The following is a 17,545-nucleotide window of genomic DNA, read 5'->3' on the forward strand; positions in this document are numbered from 1 at the left end:
CCACGGCCGTCCGAGCCGGAAGGAACGAACCCAGCGGGGCCTATCCGCAGCCCGGCGCGTCGATCGTGACCGGCGTGTCGCGCACCATCGGGGTCGTCCAGACGTCGTAACCGCCGTACGTGCTGGCCGCCACCCCCTCCGCGCCTTTCATCGTCACTGTGATCGTCGCGGCCGTCTGCGGCGTCGTGGTCACACTGATCCGAACGACGCTCCGCCCGAGATGGGTTCCCTGGCTGACCAGCAGGTGCTCCGAGGCACCCGTCACCGCCCATGATTCGATCGATGCCCCCACCGGCGTGTACACGACGACGTCGGTCACGATCGTGCCCGGCGTGAAGTTCTTTCCCGCGATGAAGTACGGGAGGTCGTCGGCCTGCTCCTGCGTCACATTGTTGGCGAAGGTGATCGTCTGCGTGAACGTGGGCTCCGCCGCGGCGGTGCACTGATCCGTGGTCGCCGAGATCGTCGCGTCTGCGTAGTAGTCGGTCTTCGCGCCTGTGGTGTCGTTGAAGTACACGCCGGCAACGGTCTCTTCGTCGTTGTCGGCAGGGAGCATGCCCGCCAATTTGGTGCCGGAGATCAACGCTTCGATATCGGGATTCGAACTCCAGATCTTCAGCCGGCCCTCGTCGGTCGCTTGGGTGAGGCCGTCGACGAACGCGACCGGATTGCTGATCCCGGTGGTGAGCGTCGAGAAGATCTGGGCCGCGGCGGCGGCGAAGAAGACATCTTGTTCGGCGGGGTTCGTACCTTCGCCGTAGTTGAAATACACCTCGTTGAGCAGCAGTGAGACGGCGTTGTCTGCTGTCAGCGTCTCGCCGGTCGTGAGCGCGATCGGTCCGGTCGCCTTCAACAGGTAGCTCAACGCCACGGGGTCGACCGAGACCACATCATCGAAGGGCGGAAGCTCCTCATCGACCCACCACGCCTTCATGATCTCGACCGTCGTCGGGAAGTTCGGGGTCGCCGTCATGTTCGGAATCCAGCGGCCCAGGATGTCGCTGTAGATCTGCTCGGTCTCGGGGTCGAGGGCAGCAATGCTCTCTGCTCGCGCGTTGTCGAACTGCATGCTCGTCGCCTGAGCCGTCAGCGCGATCTGGCCTTCCGAGGCCGTGACGAGTGCCAGCGCTGCGGGATTGCCTCCTGAAGCCCTTAGTTCCGAGTTCCCCTGGAACATCAGCAGATAGGTGCGCGGCGCCCCCTCACCCAGAGCAGCGGGGAGCACCTCGAGGATGGGAGCGATCGGCGACAACGTGTCGTGCAGCCGCGACGTGACATCATCCAGCTGAGTGACGGCCGACGCCACCTGTGGGACGAGGGCGGCCGGATCGATTCCACGCAGATCGGTCAGAACACCGCTGGTGACCTCGGCTCCCTCGGAGACGAGATCGCTGAGGGTGTGGACCGCCGCGAGGTCGATGGCACCCCCGACGGGGCGGAACGCGGCCAGGTCGAGCCGCGGCGCCGCGTCGACCGCGAACCGTGCGAGAGCGTCGACCCCCTCGGCGGCAGACCGGACAGCGGCAAGATTAGGCCCGACGAACGGAACGACCTCAGCTGCGCGCCACAAGACGCCCTCGGTCTCGGCGACCGCTGCGGAAGTTCGCTTCCTGACGGCGTCGGCATCGGCCGCCGCCCCCTCGGCATCCCCCGCGATGATCTTCTGGGGCAGCCCCGTCGCCACGGGAATCGCCGCTGTGAGGGAATCACGAACGGTCAGCGCCTTCGACGCCACGACGGCGAGGAGCACGCCGAGGACCACGAGGATGGCCACGACCCCACCGAGGGACCACCAGAGGATGGTGCGCCGTCTGCGCCGGGAGCGTTCGATCTGCGCGCGCTGTTCTGCGCGCGTCGTGGCCCTGGTAGTCATCGCTCCTATTCAAGCGCACAATCCTGCGCCGCCCTCTCAGGCGCATCGCGGATCGGGCCCCCGTCAGCGGCCACGTGCGGGGCCCGCGGCTCCGTCACTCATCGACGGTCCTCGACTCACATCGCCGGGGTCGACGTTCGCCAGCAGGAGTGTCGCTTCGAACGAACGCGCGATCAGAACGAGCAACCCGAAGAATAGCCAGGTCGTGGACGGCTCCAGCGCGGAACTGTGCATAGTCAGCACGAGCGGGAGGGACACGACCCCGACCACCATGACTATTCCTCCGACCGAACCGGCGCGGTCGGCACCACGACGCGACCGCACTCCGATGAGGAGCATCCGTCCGAGCCAGAAGACGAGTGCGACGAAAACGAAGATCCCGTACTGCGACAGCACCTCCATGAACCCGTTGTGGGGGCTGATCACGCCCAGGGTGCGGCTGCCGATGCCGTTCGACGCGACGAACTGCTCGAAGGCCCCGGGGCCGCCGCCGAAGAGCGGATGAAGGGCGAAGAACGCGAATCCCGCGAGGACCAGTTCCCAGCGCACGTGCGTGGAAGCATCCATCGGGACGGTGAAGCCGAGCACTTCGACGCTGTACCCGGCGTTTCCGATGTGGTTCGCGAGCTCTTCGAAGGGCGTCTCCTCCATATTGCTGAGAACGACGAACGCGACGACGATCGTGGCCGCGATGAGCGCGATCTTCAGCGATGCTCTGCTCCGCAGGAGAACAATGCTCGCAATGACGAACACGGCGAGCAGCCAGAGTCCGGTGCGGCTGCCGGTGAAGGTCATCAGAACCGGGATGGAGATCAGCGCGGCGACACAGACCGACGTGGCGATCACGCTGCGAACCTGGGCGAGGAGGGCGAGTATCGCCAGGCACGAATACAGCAAGAAGGTCGCGTAGTTGTTCGGGTTGAAGAACGTGACAGTGAGTCCCCACCCGTCAAGCGTGAGCTCCTGGGGAAGCGAAGAGCTGATGGCGACCCCGGTGACCACCTCCGCGACCGCGAGAGCCGAGATGACCACGTACGCGAAGAGCCAGCCGCGCAGGAAGAACGCCAGCGTGCGCCGAGGGTCCGGCAGCAAGGTCAATGCGAGAAGCGCTCCGAGACCGGTGGCGACGGAGAGGAGCTCCGTCCAGGCCTGCTCGACCGGCCCGACGAACAGAAGGGAGATCAGGGAGGCGAACATCCACACGGCGGCAAGGACCGCGGTCGATCGTCGGACCCCGGACCGCGTCGTCGATCTGGTGCCGACGACCGCGATGAGCAGGAGCAGGATCGATGCGATGCGGAACGCGAAAACGGGGCCGAACGCAGGGATGAAAGGCCCGAATGCCGCAAGGGTCGGCAGGCAGAAGACGATCAGCGTGGCCAGCCGATTCCTGGGTTCGGCTGTCGCGGAGGACGACGCGACCTTCTTCGTGTGAAGCGAGCCCGTCGCGATGGGACCTTGGTCGGATCGATCCGGCACCATCTCCTACTTCCTCCCGCGCATCGATGCGACGATAGTCCAGACACTACGCACATCGCGCCTCCGGAGCAGCACCCACAACGCGACGACCGCGACGGCCAGCACCGGCGAGAGTAGGATGTCCACGTAGCCGAGTCGCACCGACATCGCCAGCGAGACGCTCACGGCGACCATCGCGATGAGTTCGACAGTCGATCGCCCCCACCGCATACCCCATCGTTTCCAGATGATCGCGTAGGGAACGAGACCTGTCAGGACTGTCGCGACGGCGCAACCGATCATCACTCCTAGTTCGCCGGCGATCGGTATCAGAATGACCCACGCCACAGTTCCGGCGATCGCGCCGAGGAAGCTGGAACCCGCGGAGATCAGCATTCCGCGGTTGGAGCTCGAGGTCAGGGCGGTGACCGATGGAACGGCGACGGTCGTGGCGAGTGTTCCCATCAGGAGGAACAGCAGTATCCACCAGGTGTTCGGGTAGTCCTTCCCCCAGACGACGTCGACCAACAGCTCGGAGACGATGATCATCCCGCACACGGCGGCGCCGATGAGCCAGGTCAGAATGCTCGATGCCTCGGTGATTCGATGACGAACGACCTCCCGGCTCGCTCCCACCTGCATCGCCGACAAGGCGGGGAACAGCGTCGCGCTGATGGCGGTCGCGAGTATCGCGAGAGGTGTCGTCAAGGTCAGGCCCGCGGCATACTCTCCCGCGAACGTCACGCCGGCGGTGATGTTGGCGACGAGAGTGGTCAATTGCACGAATCCGGCGCTCGCGAGCGTTCCCAGCGCCGCGATCAGGATGAAGTGGCGGATCACCTTGCGCTCTGAGGGCTCGAGCGAGACGGAAGAGGAAGGGGGCCAGGTCACGAGAGCGAACACCATGTTGGCGACGGCGACGGGCACGATCACCCAGGCGGTCCTGTTCCCGGCAACGAGCAGGAGAGCCGAGCCGGCGATTCCCACGCCCGCGACGACGACGCTCCAGATCGCCAGCCTGCGACCCTGCCCACCACCGAAGTGCAGACCCTCGACGAAGACCCGCAAGGATATTCCTGCCGTCATCACGCACGACACGACGACCACGACGATGCTGTCCACCTTGAACAGCAACGATCCGCCGAGTATGAGAACGATCAGGCAGGCGATGGCCACCAACACGCGCCGGGCCAGATAGCTCGCGACCGCTGCGGCCTTCTCCGGCTCCTCCGCAGCCACCGAGGCCGACACGAAGCGGCTCGCCGCCGACGCTGCGGGTCCGGGGTAGGCGAGGGAGGTGAGCGCCGCGGTCGAGATCGCCGTCTGGGTCAATCCGAGCAGCGGGGCACCGCCCAGGCGGCCGATCAGCAGGTTGGTGGTCAGCGTGGCGATTCCAGGGGCGACCTTGGTCAGCATGGCGAGGGCACTCTTGGCTCCCAGCCCATCAGCAGCCCGCCCGAGGTAGCTTGCCCGACCACGCACTGTCCCACCCCTGCCTCGTCAGCGACCGAAGCGGCGACGCTTCAACGCACTGACCCTCGGCAGCGCACCAGACCCATAATAGGCTAGCCCGGTGAGCGTGACGTCAGACCTGAAGGAGCCCCGCTCCGTCCTCGTGGGAATCGGTCCGATGAATGCGGCGAGTCAAGCGACGAGTTGGGCGCACGCGTCCACCTCCTTGGGTACGAGAGCCACTTCGTTCGCACATGACGGCCGCTTCGCACGTCTGTTGCGCCCCGGGCCGAAGGTCACGATCCGCGCGGACCACTCGTTGCCTCATTATCGTCTGGCACCTTCGGTCGTGAGACGGACCGCCACTCGCCTCGCGGTGCGCGAGCTGACGCACGTTCTCAACGAAGGCAACGTGCCTTTCTCTTCGGATCCGCGCACGTCCTCGTTCGCTGCCGAGGTGCGCGCCGGCGACTACGGTCGCCGCCCTCTCGGTGTCGTCTTCCATGGTTCCGATGCGCGCGACCCCGCGCTTGCCAAAGAAATCGATGAAGCGAGCTACTTCTTCGATGCCGACCCGGAGTGGACGAGGATGGTCGGCGAGCGCGCGGCTCGCAATCGCGCAGAGATCGCCGCCCTCGGCATCCCGACCTTCGTCACGACTCCGGACATGCTCGCGCATGTCGACGGCGCGGAGCTGCTGCCGCTCAGCGTCGACACGCACGGGTGGGCGAGCGGCCGGCCGGTGATGGAGAGCGCAGTTCCACGCGTACTCCACCGGGGGTCGGGCAGCAAGTACACCAAGGGCTCCAAGTACATCCTTCCGGCCCTGGAAGCGCTCGAATCCGCTGGGCGCATCGAGCTCTTGACGTCTCCCGTCCTGCCGCACCACGCGATGGCGGAGCTGATCAAATCATCCGACATCGTCGTCGATCAGGTGCAGACGGGCACCTATGGAGTGACCGGGGTCGAGGCGATGGCTGCGGGCCGACTGGTGGTGGCGAACATCTCCGCCCACTCGGGAGATGTCGAGCGCCCACCGATCTTCCACGCCACTCCGCTCGGTTTCACAGCAGCGATGGAGGAGATCCTCGATTCGCCTGACTCCGCGCGACGGGTGGCCGAACGAGGACCCGGCTACGTCGACCGTGTGCACAATGGCCAGGCGGCGGCGAGAGTGCTTCGCCGCTTCGCCCGAGAGACATGAAGACCGAGCGTCCGGCGCCTAGGCGCCCTCGACAGCGGCGGCTGCCGGCTGGGGATGGAGGACGAGTTCTCGCATCATCGCGCCGAGCGGAGGCTCCACCGCGAGCTCCCACGTGAAGAAAGCCCGCGCTTCCGTAGCCTTCTCGCGAAGCTGTGCATCCGTGCCCTCGTGGTCACTCGCGAATGCCATCATCCGATCGAGAATGAGATCAGCCGAATCGTCGTGGCCTGACACGGCGACCGCATGGCGCTCGGCGAAGGTCCGCTGAGCCTTCCGGTCCGACACGACGTCGACCAGCCCCGCCATCACGTGCTCATAATTCTTGCTGGGCACCGCCGCCTCGTTCTGCCCATCGACGGCGAGCAGCGACAAGCCGAACCCGGCACCGCCGAGAAGCGCGGGCATCTCGTGCGTCGGACGGGGAGGGATCAGACGGAGATTGTCCGGCCTACCTCCCTGCTCGACCGAGATTTCGAACGCTCGACGATGGTCAGGCGAGGGGAAGCGGGCGATGGCTTCGAACTCGAACGGCAGCCCCCGTGCTTGCGAGCGGCGCGCGATATCCAAGAGCAACGCCGTGCCGTACTCCTCGCTCAAGGTACCGATGTGCAGCACTTTCCATCGTCGCTCGACGAAGGGGACTGACGGAAGACCCGTGAATTGACCGGCGAGAGGGTAGTTCGGCGACACGACGACCGGAACGCCCGCGGCGCGGAAGGGATCGGCCATCTTCTCCGTGACGACGTCCGCGGCACCGAGCATCTTCGCTGCGCCAACCTGATAGCGCTCCAGCAACCGTGAGACGACGCGCCGGACAGACGGGGGAAGAGGCAGCTTTCCTGCGTAGTAGTCGGCGTAGTACTCGTGCACGTCGTAGAGGACAGGTCTGCCTCGGCGGCGGCGCCATCTCTTCGCCTGACGAAGGAAGTAGAAGTCGTGGATATGCCAGATCTGCCCATCCAGCGCGGTGGCTGCGCGAGCCGTACGCCCCACCCGTCGAATCCGCTCGCGCGCATTCCTCGGTGACGGGAACAGCGTCTCCGCGGCGGCGGGATCGGTGCTCGGGTCCGCCCCGTCATCGAGCCAGAGGAAATGTACTCGGAAGCCTGCGTCGAGGGCGACCTGCGCGCACCGGACGATCCGTCGGTCTCCGCGCGGATGGACGGTGGGGATCACGAGGAGTGGAGAATCCTCATCCACTGCTGCCGGAATGTTCAGTCGCCACGATGAGGTGCTGACGACACGGTGCTCGGCCGGGATCTCCGGGGATACGTCGCTCATTCTCCGCGAAGCCCCAGCCGCTGCTTGTGGGAGTGCGTCGTGGAGAGGATGAACGACGTCGCCCGCCACGCGGTGTTCGCGATCTCGTAGCCGGCGGGGATCCCCGCGACGTCGCTCTTCGGGGCCGCGAGTCGGGCCGCGACGGCCCTCAGCACACCCTCTCGCGACACACCGGCGGTGATGATGGCACCGGCATCCATGGCTTCGGGACGCTCGATGAAGTCGCGCATCGTGACGGCGGGGAACCCGAGCGTGCTCGATTCCTCGCTGATCGTGCCGCTGTCGGACAGCACGAGCTTCGCTTCGAGCTGCAGCTTGATGTAGTCGTGGAACCCGAACGGCGGGTGGAAGATGATCCCCTTCGTGGCATCGGCGTCGTCGAGCGCCTCGATGCGCTTCCGCGTGCGGGGGTGGGTGGAGACGAGAATCGGAATCGAGTACTCCGCTCGCAACGCCTGCAACGCCTCGATCGCTTCACGCAGTCGCTCCGGATCGTCGACGTTCTCCTCCCTGTGGAGGCTGACGAGGAAGTACTCCCCCGATGTCAGGCCCATTCGCTGGACCGCGTCGCTCGCATCGATCTGGGGGCGATTCTGCTCCAGCACTTCGCGCATCGGCGAACCGGTGAGGAGGATCTTCGACGGATGCAGCCCTTCCGCGAGGAGGTTCCGACGAGCGTGCTCGGTGTAGACGAGGTTGTAGTCGGCCACGTGATCCACCAGACGCCGGTTGGTCTCCTCCGGCACGTTCTCGTCGAACGATCTGTTGCCCGCTTCCATGTGGAACACGGGGACCTTGAATCGCTTCGCGATGACCGCGGAAATACAGCTGTTGGTGTCACCGAGAACGAGGAACGCGTCAGGCCGCTCTTCCAGCAGCACCTGTTCGGTCTTCGCGAGGATCGAACCCAGCGCGGCGCCGAGCGACGACGTGTCGGCTTCGAGGAAGTGATCGGGCCTGCGGAGTCCGAGATCCTCGAAGAAGACCTCGTTGAGCTCGTAGTCGTAGTTCTGACCGGTGTGGACGAGCACCTGTTCGGTCTGCTCGTCCAGAAGCTTGATCGTCGCGGAGAGGCGGATGATCTCCGGTCGCGTTCCCACGACGGTCATCACTTTGAGCTTGTCGGACATGGTCACACTGCCTCGGCAATCGTGTCGGGGTTCTGGGGATCGAAGATGTCGTTCGTCCAGAACGACGTGTAGAGCGCGTCGGCTCCGATGTTCGTGATGTTGTGCGCCCATAGCGTCGGCATGTCGATCGCCGCCGGCGCGTCACCGTCGACCTCGAACGAGACGACCTCGTCGGAGAACAACCGACGGAGGGAGATCCGAGCTCGTCCCTGCAGGATCGTGAACCGCTCGATCTTCCGACGGTGGAAATGGTCGCCGCGTGTGATGCCGGGAACGGTCGTCGAGAAAGACGACTGCCCGGGGCCGCCATGCGACCGGATGATCTCGAAGAACGACCCGCGGGCATCGGCGTGCCGCGCGAGCGGGATCCGCGCCTGGGCCGGGAAGGTGAACGACCTGTAGGTGTTGAACAGATCGCGATCGAAGTCGTCGTCGACATTCGGGATCTCTCCGACGGAATAGAGCTCGGCATACCCCTGCAGCCTGTGCAGTATCCCGGTGACCGTCTCCCGCCGCTCGAGGCCGTCCTGTTCCTGAGGAGTGATCCGACCGGTGAGGACATCCGCCGCATTCTGCACATGCAGGAGGGTCAGTTCCTTGTCGTTCTCGACGCTCGGCTTCTCCCCCGTCGCGATCAGGTGGCTGAAGGTCGCCGTGACGGAGTTGTAGAACGGTCGCCCGTGCTCACCGAACAGATTCGGAAGGGCGACGTCGAGGAAGTCCGCACCGATGTCGGCGGCGGCCGCGGCGAGGATATCCCCTGCCCGCGCCTTCGCTTCACCGTAGACGGATCCGTTGCCCGCCTGCGTGGAGTTCGCATAGACCACCAGCGGCGGAGGCTCCGACGCACCGCGCAGCGCTTCGGCGAACTGCTCGGCGAACGCGATGTTCCCCTCGCGCACCTCCTCGTCCGATCCGCGGTTCACGCCGGCGATGTGCACCGCGCGCGAGCTCCCGTCGACCGCAGCTCTCGCGTCGTCCGCGACGAAGGCGTCGCCGAGCCGCACACCGTCCGCTCCCACTCCTGTCTCGAGGAGTGCCGAGCGGGTGTGCCAGCCGAGAAAGCCTCCGGCCCCGGTGACGGCGACCCGTGTCATGCGCCGACGTCCGCCGGCACACGAAGGCCGGCCAGACGCAGTTCCTGTCGGATTTCGGGGAGGGTGAGGAGCATCTGCTCGACCTCCGGAATCGTCATCTGCGCGACCGTATGGGAGTCGTAGTCGTCGTACTTGCTCTGGGTGACGTCGCCTTCTTCGAAGTACACGCTGTAGTTCAGCTCCCGGTTGTCGGCGACGACCCGGAAGTAGTCCCCCATGTCCCGCGCCCGCGACAGCTCCTCCCGTGTGGCCAGCGCTTCGGAGACCTTTTCCGCGTGGCGGGTGCCGATGACCTCGATCTTCGCGTCCGACTGGAAGAGATTGAGGACGGCGCGCGCGAGGGACTCGATAGAGCAGGCCTTCGCCTTCCGCACGAAGAGGTCTCCCTGTTGCGCGTTCTGGAAAGCGAACTCGACGAGATCGACCGACTGCGCCAGCGACATCATGAAGCGTGTCATCTGCGGGTTCGTCACCGTGATGTTCCCGCCGGACCTGATCTGGCGCACGAACAGCGGAATGACCGAACCACGCGAGTACATGACGTTCCCGTACCGCACGAGGGAGACCGTCGTCGCGGCATCCGGATTGTTGAGGCCGTACGACTGCGCGACCTTCTCCATCAGAGCCTTCGACATGCCCATCGCATTCACCGGGTACACCGCCTTGTCCGTGCTCAGACAGACGACGGATTTCACCTCGTTGCGGTCGGCCGCGCGCACGACGTTCTCGCTTCCGTTGACGTTCGTGCGCACCGCCTCCATCGGGAAGAACTCGCAGGAAGGAACCTGTTTGAGCGCCGCCGCATGGAAGACATGGTCGACGCTGCGGGCCGCGCGATCGACACTGTCGTAGTCGCGCACATCGCCGACGTAGAACCGCAGCCTGCTGTCCTTGATCTCATGCCGCATGAGATCCTGCTTCGCCTCATCGCGGCTGAAGATCCGGATCTCCGCGACATCCCGTTCGAGCAGCTTCCGCGCCACGGTGTGGCCGAAGGAGCCCGTACCTCCGGTGATGAGGATTCGCGCCCCGCTGAACTGGTCATTCATTGTGTTCCACCTGCTCCGTTGGTTCTGACTGCCCGGGCCAAAGAGTCCAGGATCACATCCGCGGTCGAGGCCGCCGAGAGGTTCCGGTCGTAGAACGCTCTCCCACGCTCTCCGAGGGCGTCCCAGTGGCTCTGGCCGCTTCCCGCCACTTGAACGATAGCGTCGCTGAGGGCTGCCACGTCTCCCGGGCGCACGGTGATCCCGGCGCCGGAATCCTCGATCAGCTTCGCGCCGTCGCCCGTGATCTGTCCGATGATCGGCGCACCCGAGGCGAGGAGGGTGGAGATCTTGCTCGGCGTGGTGTGCGCCAGGAACGGGGCATCCGCGAGACTGACCAGCTGGATCTGCGCGGCCGCCATCAACTCGGGAATATCGCTCTGGGCCACCCGGCCGAGGAACCGCACATTCGGAAGGCCTTCGTCGACGGCCCGCTGCTGCAGCCTCGACCTGCTGATCCCGTCTCCGACGATGGTGATCCTGATGTCTCGTCTGTCACGAATCCGCGCTGCCGCATCGAGGAGTGCGTCGAGACCTTGAACCTCGCCGATCGCCCCGGCGTACATGACATCGACGGGCCCGTCGGCATGCGGCTGGATTCCGAGCCGGCTCCGAGTCTCGTTGAGCGGACGGAACAGTGCCTCGTTCGTCGGATTCGGTGCGTAGACGATCCGATCCGAATCCAGAGTGGGATTGCGCTCCAGGATCACGTCGCGAACGCTCCGCGAGATCACGCCGATCGCCGTCGCCTTCCGTTCGGTCAGCGCCACTGCTCGCCGGATCGCCGAGGTGGCGACGGTGCCGACCGCGCCACCGGGCATCATCCCGCTCGATACGAGCGAGTCCGGCCAGAGATCCTGCACGTGGAGGAAATAGGGCACACGACCCCATCGAGTGTGCGTCAGCAGCGGCAGACTCACGGTCACCGGCGAGTTGTAGACCCAGAGGGCGTCCAGCCCGCGCAACGCCCGACGCCCCGACACTGTGGCCGATCCTGCGAAGGAGGCATAGTTCGCGATCCGGCCGAGCGCGGAGGAGCTGTGGTTCGGGTAGAGGGCGACTCGATCGACGAGGATTCCGTCCCGCTGTTCTGTCGCTCTCCGACGGATGCGGTATCCGTCGTACAGCACACCGTCCGGGTAGTTCGGGAACCCGGTCAGAACTCGCACCTCGTGTCCTCGAGCCGCGAACTCCCGCGCGTAGACGGCCGGCAGCGCGGCAGGGCCCGGCTCCGGGTCGTACCACTGGCTGAGGATTCCGATCTTCATCCGAGGCCGCCCTGCCCTGAGAGAAGCCGGCGCAGACCGCTGCCGTCGACCGAATACTCCTCCTCGTACGCCGACGTCTGCCGCTGACCCAGCCACATCAGCGCCACCCGTCGTTCCACGCCCGCGACTTCAGGGATGACGCGTCCCGCTCCACGCGCCACACGGAGCGTGATCCGGCAGAGCCACAGCGGAAGGTGCACCGGTTCGGTGCCGCGGGCCTCACGAAGCACGTCCGCAGTGGACAGTCCCTCCCACGGCTGGAGCATCACGGGCCCGACCTCTCCCGTGCTCTTGGCCACACGAACGACAAAGTCGACGAGCCCGCCGATGCTGCTCACCACGGTGGGCTGGGCACCGTCACCTGCGACGCTGGCGAGGGGCGACCGGGAGATCCGCTTCAGCGATTCGGTGGTCGGGCGGCCGGCTCCCTGCACGCTCGTCGCCCGGATGACGATGGCATCGGTGATGTCGCTGCGGGGCACGCTGAAGAAAGCGCGTTCCCCCAGAGCCTTGGAGCGCGAGTACGGCGAGAACGGCTGCGCATCGAGACTCTCATCGAGAACGGGACGATGTCCCTGCACCGCGGCCGAGCTGAGATGGATGACTCGCCGAACGGACGCGTCGGCCGAGGCCTGGAGCACCAGCGCGGGTAGCAGTGCGTTCGCCCCGTAGAGCTCGGCGGTCGGCGGCGCGCCGGGCGTGGCGAGTCCTGCGGCGTTGATGACGACATCCACACCGTCGAGTCGAGCAGCCAGATCAGCACGGGCCTCGCTCTGCTGCGCGAGAGCGGCTATGTCGGTCGGGGACTCGGCCGCCACCGGCAGCAGAACGCGCGGAGCCTGCAGGGTTCTCACGTCGACGCCGTCGGCACGCAGACGAGCGACGACGGCGCTGCCGACGAAGCCGGTCGCCCCGATCACAGCCCAGATGCGGGGGTCATGATCCGGTCGCGCGCCGGTCGGAAGAGGCTCGAGGATCGAGGGGATCGCCATGGACTGCCGCGGAGGAAGCCGGTTGCCGCGCATGCGGGGCAACGCGAGGTAGAGCGCGCAGATGCCGAGGATCAGCGCCCACGCCAGGGCGGCGGGGATCAGCGCGGCCTCCCGGAGAACCCCGACCGCGCTGGTCAGCACGGTGAATCCGCCGACCATGGCCGTCACGGCGGCATGGCCGAGTCCGGTGTCGGTGAGCCGCTGGTACGAGTGGGAGCGATGCGACTGCAGAATCGCCTCGCCACGCGAAGCTCTCCTGGCGAGGGTGAAGAGCGTGTCGGCGAGATAGATCGCGAGCGGTGACACGGCGACGACCGGATCGACACCCGCCCACAGGATCGCCACGCCGATCCCCGCCGTGATAGCGCCCAGCAAATAGCTGCCGACGTCGCCGAGGAAGAGGCCCGGCTTCGTGACGTTCCACGGCAGGAAACCCAGGAAGGCGCCCGCGACGACGAGTCCCAGAGCCGTCGCCCACGGGAGGCCGGCCAGCAGACCGACGACCGCGTAGGCTCCTCCGATCAGCGCAGCATGCACACCGGAGATCCCATTGATCCCGTCCATGAAGTTCGCGATGTTGATGAACATCATGATCGCGATCGTCGCTCCGACGGCCGCCCACCACGGCTGTTGGAAGATGATGGCGAGGGGAACCGCGATCGCGGCACCGGCGATCAGCTGGGCGAATGCCCGCACCGGCACACGCAGCCCTCGCACGTCTTCGATGAGTCCGACCACTGCCGCGAGGAGCGCTCCGGCGACGACCGCGATCATGGCAGCGATGGGGAGGGAAGCCGGCGTGAGCAGTGCCGTGATCGTGCCGCCCGCGATGCCGATGAGCGGAGCTATCCCCCCGCCACGCAGAGTGACGTCCGTGTGCGACGACCTCTCGTTCGGCGCATCCACGACGGCGTAGCGCCGCAGCACCGGCCGCAGCGCCACCACGGCCAGAAGGCTCGACGCGAAGGCCACCGCGGCGGCGGCCCAGATGGCGGTGCTCATTCGGCTCGGCGCGCCTCTCGCGCATCGGCGAGATCCACGGCCAGGGGCGTGATGAGCGCGGTGTCGTTGTTACGTGGTTCGGCGTACATCCGCGCCTCCCAGCCGGCCTTGTCGAGGCGCTCCGGAGAGATCGGATCCGCGCGCGTGTGCGACACCTTCGGGTGGAACGGTCGTTCGAGGCTCTCGCTGTCGCCGACCAGCTCCTCGTGCAACTTCTCGCCGGCGCGCAGACCCGTGAAGACGATCTCGATCGCCTTGCCCGACATCGCGATCATGCGCTTGGCCACGTCGAGGATCGATACGGGCTCGCCCATATCCAGGATCAGCACCTCCCCCGCGCGTCCCACCGCCCCGGCTTGGATTACCAGCTGGCAGGCCTCGGGGATCGTCATGAAGTATCGTGTGACGTCGGGGTGGGTCACGGTCAGGGGACCGCCCGACTCGATGAGCGCCTGGAAGGTCGGCAGCATCGACCCGCGGCTTCCGATCACGTTCCCGAACCTGACCGACAGATACCTCCTGCCGGATGCCTCCCCCGCCCACGCCGTGATCTTCTCGGCGATGCGCTTGGAGTGACCGAGCACGCTGGCGGGGTTGGCTGCCTTGTCGGTCGAGATGTTGATGAACGTGCTCACTCCCGCTGCGCGAGCTGCCTGAACCACATTCAGCGTGCCCAGGACATTGGTCTTCCATGCCTCGTCGGGATACTGCTCCAGCATCGGGAGGTGCTTCAGCGCGGCGGCGTGGAACACCACTTCCGGGCGGCGATCGAGGAAGATCTCCCTGAGGGTCTCCGGCTCGCGGATGTCAGCGAGCACGACTTCGTTCGTGTCGAGGAGCCCGTGTCCGGTCGTGCCGATCTGCGCCATCTGCAGGCCGGTCTCGTCCCGATCGAGCATGATGAGCTCTTTCGGACCGAACTTCGACAGCTGCCGACACAGTTCCGATCCGATCGATCCGCCTGCGCCCGTGACGATCACTCGACGCCCGGTGATGTAGCCGGCGATGAGTTCGATGTTCGTGTCGACCGGATGCCGGCCGATGAGGTCTTCGATGCTGATGTCGCGAAGATCCGAGGGCGATTCCTCCCCGGAACCGATGTTGGTGAGGCTCGGTGTGACGGAGACGCTCATCCCTGCTGCTTCGGCACGGTCGGTCAGATCACGCAGCAGCGCGCCGTCGGCGCGGCCGATCGCGATCACGAGCACAGTGGCTCCGGTGCGTCGCGCGGCGTCGGCGATGTCTGCCGTGCGCCCGATGACGGGAACTCCGCGCAGCCTCAGGTTCTTCTTCGCCGGGTCGTCATCGAGCAGACCCACCGGCACGATCGGTGAGGCCGGGTCGGTGAGGATGCTGCGGACCACGTTGTCGCCGAGTTGTCCCGCACCGACCACCAGCGCAGGTTTCGCCTGTCCCCCGGGTTTGCGCGTGCGGTCCACCACCAGCCGAGCGAGGTATCGGACGCCGAACATGGTGAGCAGTACGAACGGGAAAGCCAGGAACATCGTGCCGCGGGGGATACCGACGTAGTTGCCGAACAGCACGACGAAGACCGCCAGGAACAGCGCCTCGAACATCACGAGCAGCGCGACCGTTCGAACCTCTTCGAAAGAGCCGTAACTGTGGCGACCGCGGTAGATCGCCAGCTGGAATCCGAGCACGACCTGGATGACCGCCGCGATCGCTGCCAGCGCCAACGTCGCTGCCCAGAGCTGCAGGGTCATCTCGAACTCGAAGCGGAGCACGACGGCCGCGACGACGCCGATGAACCACGCGAGCGCGTCCAACGAAGCGGCGAGCATGCGTCTGCGCTGCTGAGCCGGAGACACGCTGGCCGTCGATTCGGCGTCCCCTGCCACAACGACCACCCCTCCGCGCGTGCGTCAGCAACGCAATATGCCAGTCGACAATCTGCCAATTCATATAATTGCATAGACATTCGAGGTGAGGCGGGTGCCCCGCGTCGGCGCTCCAGACACCACCGGGCCGATTACAGTGGCCTGAGTCCCCCTGTCTGGAAGGTCTTCCGTGTTCGAGATCATCACCGTCTGCACGGGCAACATCTGCCGCTCGCCCCTTGCCGAACAACTGCTGCGCTCGCGCCTCGCCGATCTTCCGGGCACGGTGACGAGTGCGGGCACATACGGCCTGGACTCCGTCGGAATGCCGGCCGAGGCGCAGAAGCTCGCGATTCAGTACGGCGTTGGCCCCGAAATGGCGGCCGCGCACCGCTCGACACCGCTCACCGCCGCAGCGCTCGGCAGTCCGGACCTCATCCTCGCGTTGGCGCGCGAGCATCGTCGCAGCATCGTCGAACTCGCGCCCGCACGGTTGCGTTCCGCCTTCACCTTGCGCGAGTTCGCCCGACTCGCCGCCGACACCGCCGACGCCGACATCCTCGTCGCCGCCGACGCACACGACGATCCGTCCTCCCGGCTGCGAGCGGGCGTCGCGGCTGTCGCTGCGCGACGCGGCATGACCGCTCCGCCGGCGAACCCCGAGGAGGACGACGTCGTCGACCCCTACCGCCGTTCGTGGGCCACCTACGAACGCTCCGGCCAGCAGCTCGTCCCCGCGATCGACCAGGTGGTGCGCGTGGTTCGCCTCTCGGTCGCCGGCGCTTAGGGCTGCGGGGAGTCGGTCCCCGGGTCGGTGGGCGTGGTCTCATCCGGCGGAGTGGTCGACCCGTCGACGTTCTCCTCAGCGCCCTGCCCGCCGCGACCGCCGGCGTTCCGCGCGCGCTCTGCCTGGGCCTCCGCCTCGATGCGAGCGCGCTCACCCTCGCGACGCAGCGCCAGGACTGCCTCCTGATAGGCGGCGAGGGCTTGGTGGCCAGCTGCCTCGTCGAGCGGGACCGTGGTCAGTGCTGCCGCGGCGGCTGTGACGGCGTCGCGGAGCTCCTGCCCCGCCGAGGAGTTCTCCTCGACCTCCAGCGCCGCGCGCGCGGCGAACGTCGCCGCGAAAACGTCGAGCGCCTGCCGATACGTCGTCGCGTTCTGGTCGACGGCGGCTCGCAGCGCGCGGATCTCGATCACCGCATCGTCGACGGCGGCTGATCGCTCTCGAACCTCGTCGAGCGCAGCGGCGACCTCGGTCAGTGAATCTTCGTCGACGTCAGCGGGCGCGAAAGCCTGCGGGACCTCCGGTAGGACGACACCTGCCAGCGCGGCGGCGTAGGCATCGACCGCCGCGAGGGCGGCGGCTTGTGCATCAGGCTCGGCGATCGACTCCTCCAGCCCCTGGATCACGCTCCGCGTCGTCGTCGACTGCGACGCACCGGAGGCGATCTCCGCGGAGAGCCGATCGACCGCGGCGGTCATCCCGCGTTCCGCGCTCGCAAGGGCTGCCTCATCCTCTTCCAGTGCTTGCGCGGCGGTCGCCGCGGGAGAGGCATTGGCCATCTGGACCCCGGCGAACCCGAGTGTCCCCAGCACGACCGTGACGGCGAGCGTGGCTGCGGACACACTGATCCAATCGATACGACGAGCACCCCGCCTCGGCGTCGCCCTGCCGGCTTCGCCCGCTGCGAGCGGAGCAGGGCCAGGGGCCTTCTCCGCTGCGTCCACGAGTGCGAGAAGACGTGCGGTGTCTGCGTGCACGCGCGTCGACGGCGCCGCCGACCGGCGCGCCCCGACCACCTGCTCCAGGTCATGCTCTTCGCGGCCCTGCGCCTCCTCGGGGCCGGGACGCGACGAGCGTGCGTCGTTCGTGAAGAGTCCTTCGAGGGTGCTCATGAGGGTGC

13 protein-coding genes are annotated in these 17,545 nt (G+C 66.6%); 2 read left to right on the forward strand and 11 right to left on the reverse strand.

What is annotated here, in order from left to right:
• Positions 1-40: 40 nt before the first annotated feature.
• The 3 genes from CQ045_RS04545 to CQ045_RS04555 all read right to left on the reverse strand — a co-directional run bounded on the left by CQ045_RS04545 (position 41) and on the right by CQ045_RS04555 (position 4,747).
• Positions 41-1,873 carry a DUF4012 domain-containing protein gene (locus CQ045_RS04545; protein ID WP_105721508.1) on the reverse strand — a complete coding sequence of 611 codons (1,833 nt, stop codon included), beginning with the start codon at positions 1,871-1,873 and terminating at the stop codon, positions 41-43.
• A 63-nt stretch (positions 1,874-1,936) separates the two neighbouring features.
• Positions 1,937-3,355, reverse strand: coding sequence for an O-antigen ligase (locus CQ045_RS04550; protein WP_105721509.1), 1,419 nt, complete (start codon positions 3,353-3,355; stop codon positions 1,937-1,939).
• 3 nt (positions 3,356-3,358) lie between these two features.
• A complete protein-coding gene (locus CQ045_RS04555) occupies positions 3,359-4,747 on the reverse strand; it encodes a lipopolysaccharide biosynthesis protein (RefSeq protein ID WP_105721510.1) in 1,389 nt (462 codons plus the stop codon).
• Between the two features lie 448 nt (positions 4,748-5,195).
• Between CQ045_RS04555 and CQ045_RS04560 the strand changes: the two genes are divergently transcribed.
• Positions 5,196-5,987 (forward strand): glycosyltransferase, encoded by a 792-nt coding sequence (locus CQ045_RS04560; protein WP_146115182.1) that lies wholly within the window; start codon positions 5,196-5,198, stop codon positions 5,985-5,987.
• A gap of 18 nt (positions 5,988-6,005) precedes the next feature.
• Here the strand turns inward: CQ045_RS04560 and CQ045_RS04565 are convergent, their stop codons facing one another.
• Genes CQ045_RS04565 through CQ045_RS04595 form a run of 7 tightly spaced genes read right to left on the reverse strand, consistent with a single transcriptional unit; the run spans position 6,006 to position 15,662 of the window.
• Positions 6,006-7,268 (reverse strand): hypothetical protein, encoded by a 1,263-nt coding sequence (locus CQ045_RS04565; protein ID WP_105721512.1) that lies wholly within the window; start codon positions 7,266-7,268, stop codon positions 6,006-6,008.
• The gene (wecB, locus tag CQ045_RS04570; RefSeq protein WP_105721513.1) at positions 7,265-8,398 is read right to left on the reverse strand and encodes a non-hydrolyzing UDP-N-acetylglucosamine 2-epimerase; all 1,134 of its coding nucleotides are present in this window, start codon (positions 8,396-8,398) and stop codon (positions 7,265-7,267) included. The genes CQ045_RS04565 and wecB overlap by 4 nt, the downstream gene beginning before the upstream one ends.
• A 2-nt stretch (positions 8,399-8,400) precedes the next feature.
• On the reverse strand, positions 8,401-9,495 hold the full coding sequence (locus CQ045_RS04575) for an SDR family oxidoreductase (RefSeq protein WP_105721514.1): 1,095 nt from the start codon (positions 9,493-9,495) through the stop codon (positions 8,401-8,403).
• On the reverse strand, positions 9,492-10,544 hold the full coding sequence (locus CQ045_RS04580) for a polysaccharide biosynthesis protein (RefSeq protein ID WP_105721515.1): 1,053 nt from the start codon (positions 10,542-10,544) through the stop codon (positions 9,492-9,494). The genes CQ045_RS04575 and CQ045_RS04580 overlap by 4 nt, the downstream gene beginning before the upstream one ends.
• Positions 10,541-11,809 (reverse strand): glycosyltransferase family 4 protein, encoded by a 1,269-nt coding sequence (locus CQ045_RS04585; RefSeq protein ID WP_105721516.1) that lies wholly within the window; start codon positions 11,807-11,809, stop codon positions 10,541-10,543. Before CQ045_RS04585 ends, CQ045_RS04580 begins: the two co-directional genes overlap by 4 nt.
• Complete coding sequence (locus CQ045_RS04590; protein WP_105721517.1) at positions 11,806-13,803, reverse strand: NAD-dependent epimerase/dehydratase family protein; 1,998 nt, start codon at positions 13,801-13,803, stop codon at positions 11,806-11,808. The genes CQ045_RS04585 and CQ045_RS04590 overlap by 4 nt, the downstream gene beginning before the upstream one ends.
• On the reverse strand, positions 13,800-15,662 hold the full coding sequence (locus CQ045_RS04595; RefSeq protein WP_258130951.1) for a nucleoside-diphosphate sugar epimerase/dehydratase: 1,863 nt from the start codon (positions 15,660-15,662) through the stop codon (positions 13,800-13,802). Before CQ045_RS04595 ends, CQ045_RS04590 begins: the two co-directional genes overlap by 4 nt.
• A 169-nt stretch (positions 15,663-15,831) precedes the next feature.
• On the opposite strand from CQ045_RS04595, the gene CQ045_RS04600 reads away from it, so the two are divergent.
• Complete coding sequence (locus CQ045_RS04600; protein ID WP_105721518.1) at positions 15,832-16,428, forward strand: low molecular weight phosphatase family protein; 597 nt, start codon at positions 15,832-15,834, stop codon at positions 16,426-16,428.
• Here CQ045_RS04600 and CQ045_RS04605 read toward each other — a convergent pair.
• Complete coding sequence (locus tag CQ045_RS04605; protein WP_105721519.1) at positions 16,425-17,537, reverse strand: hypothetical protein; 1,113 nt, start codon at positions 17,535-17,537, stop codon at positions 16,425-16,427. The two genes, CQ045_RS04600 and CQ045_RS04605, sit on opposite strands and share 4 nt — an antisense overlap.
• Between the last annotated feature and the right edge of the window lie 8 nt (positions 17,538-17,545).

Origin of the sequence: Microbacterium sp. MYb66, assembly GCF_002979435.1 — a bacterium.
GTDB lineage: Bacteria > Actinomycetota > Actinomycetes > Actinomycetales > Microbacteriaceae > Microbacterium.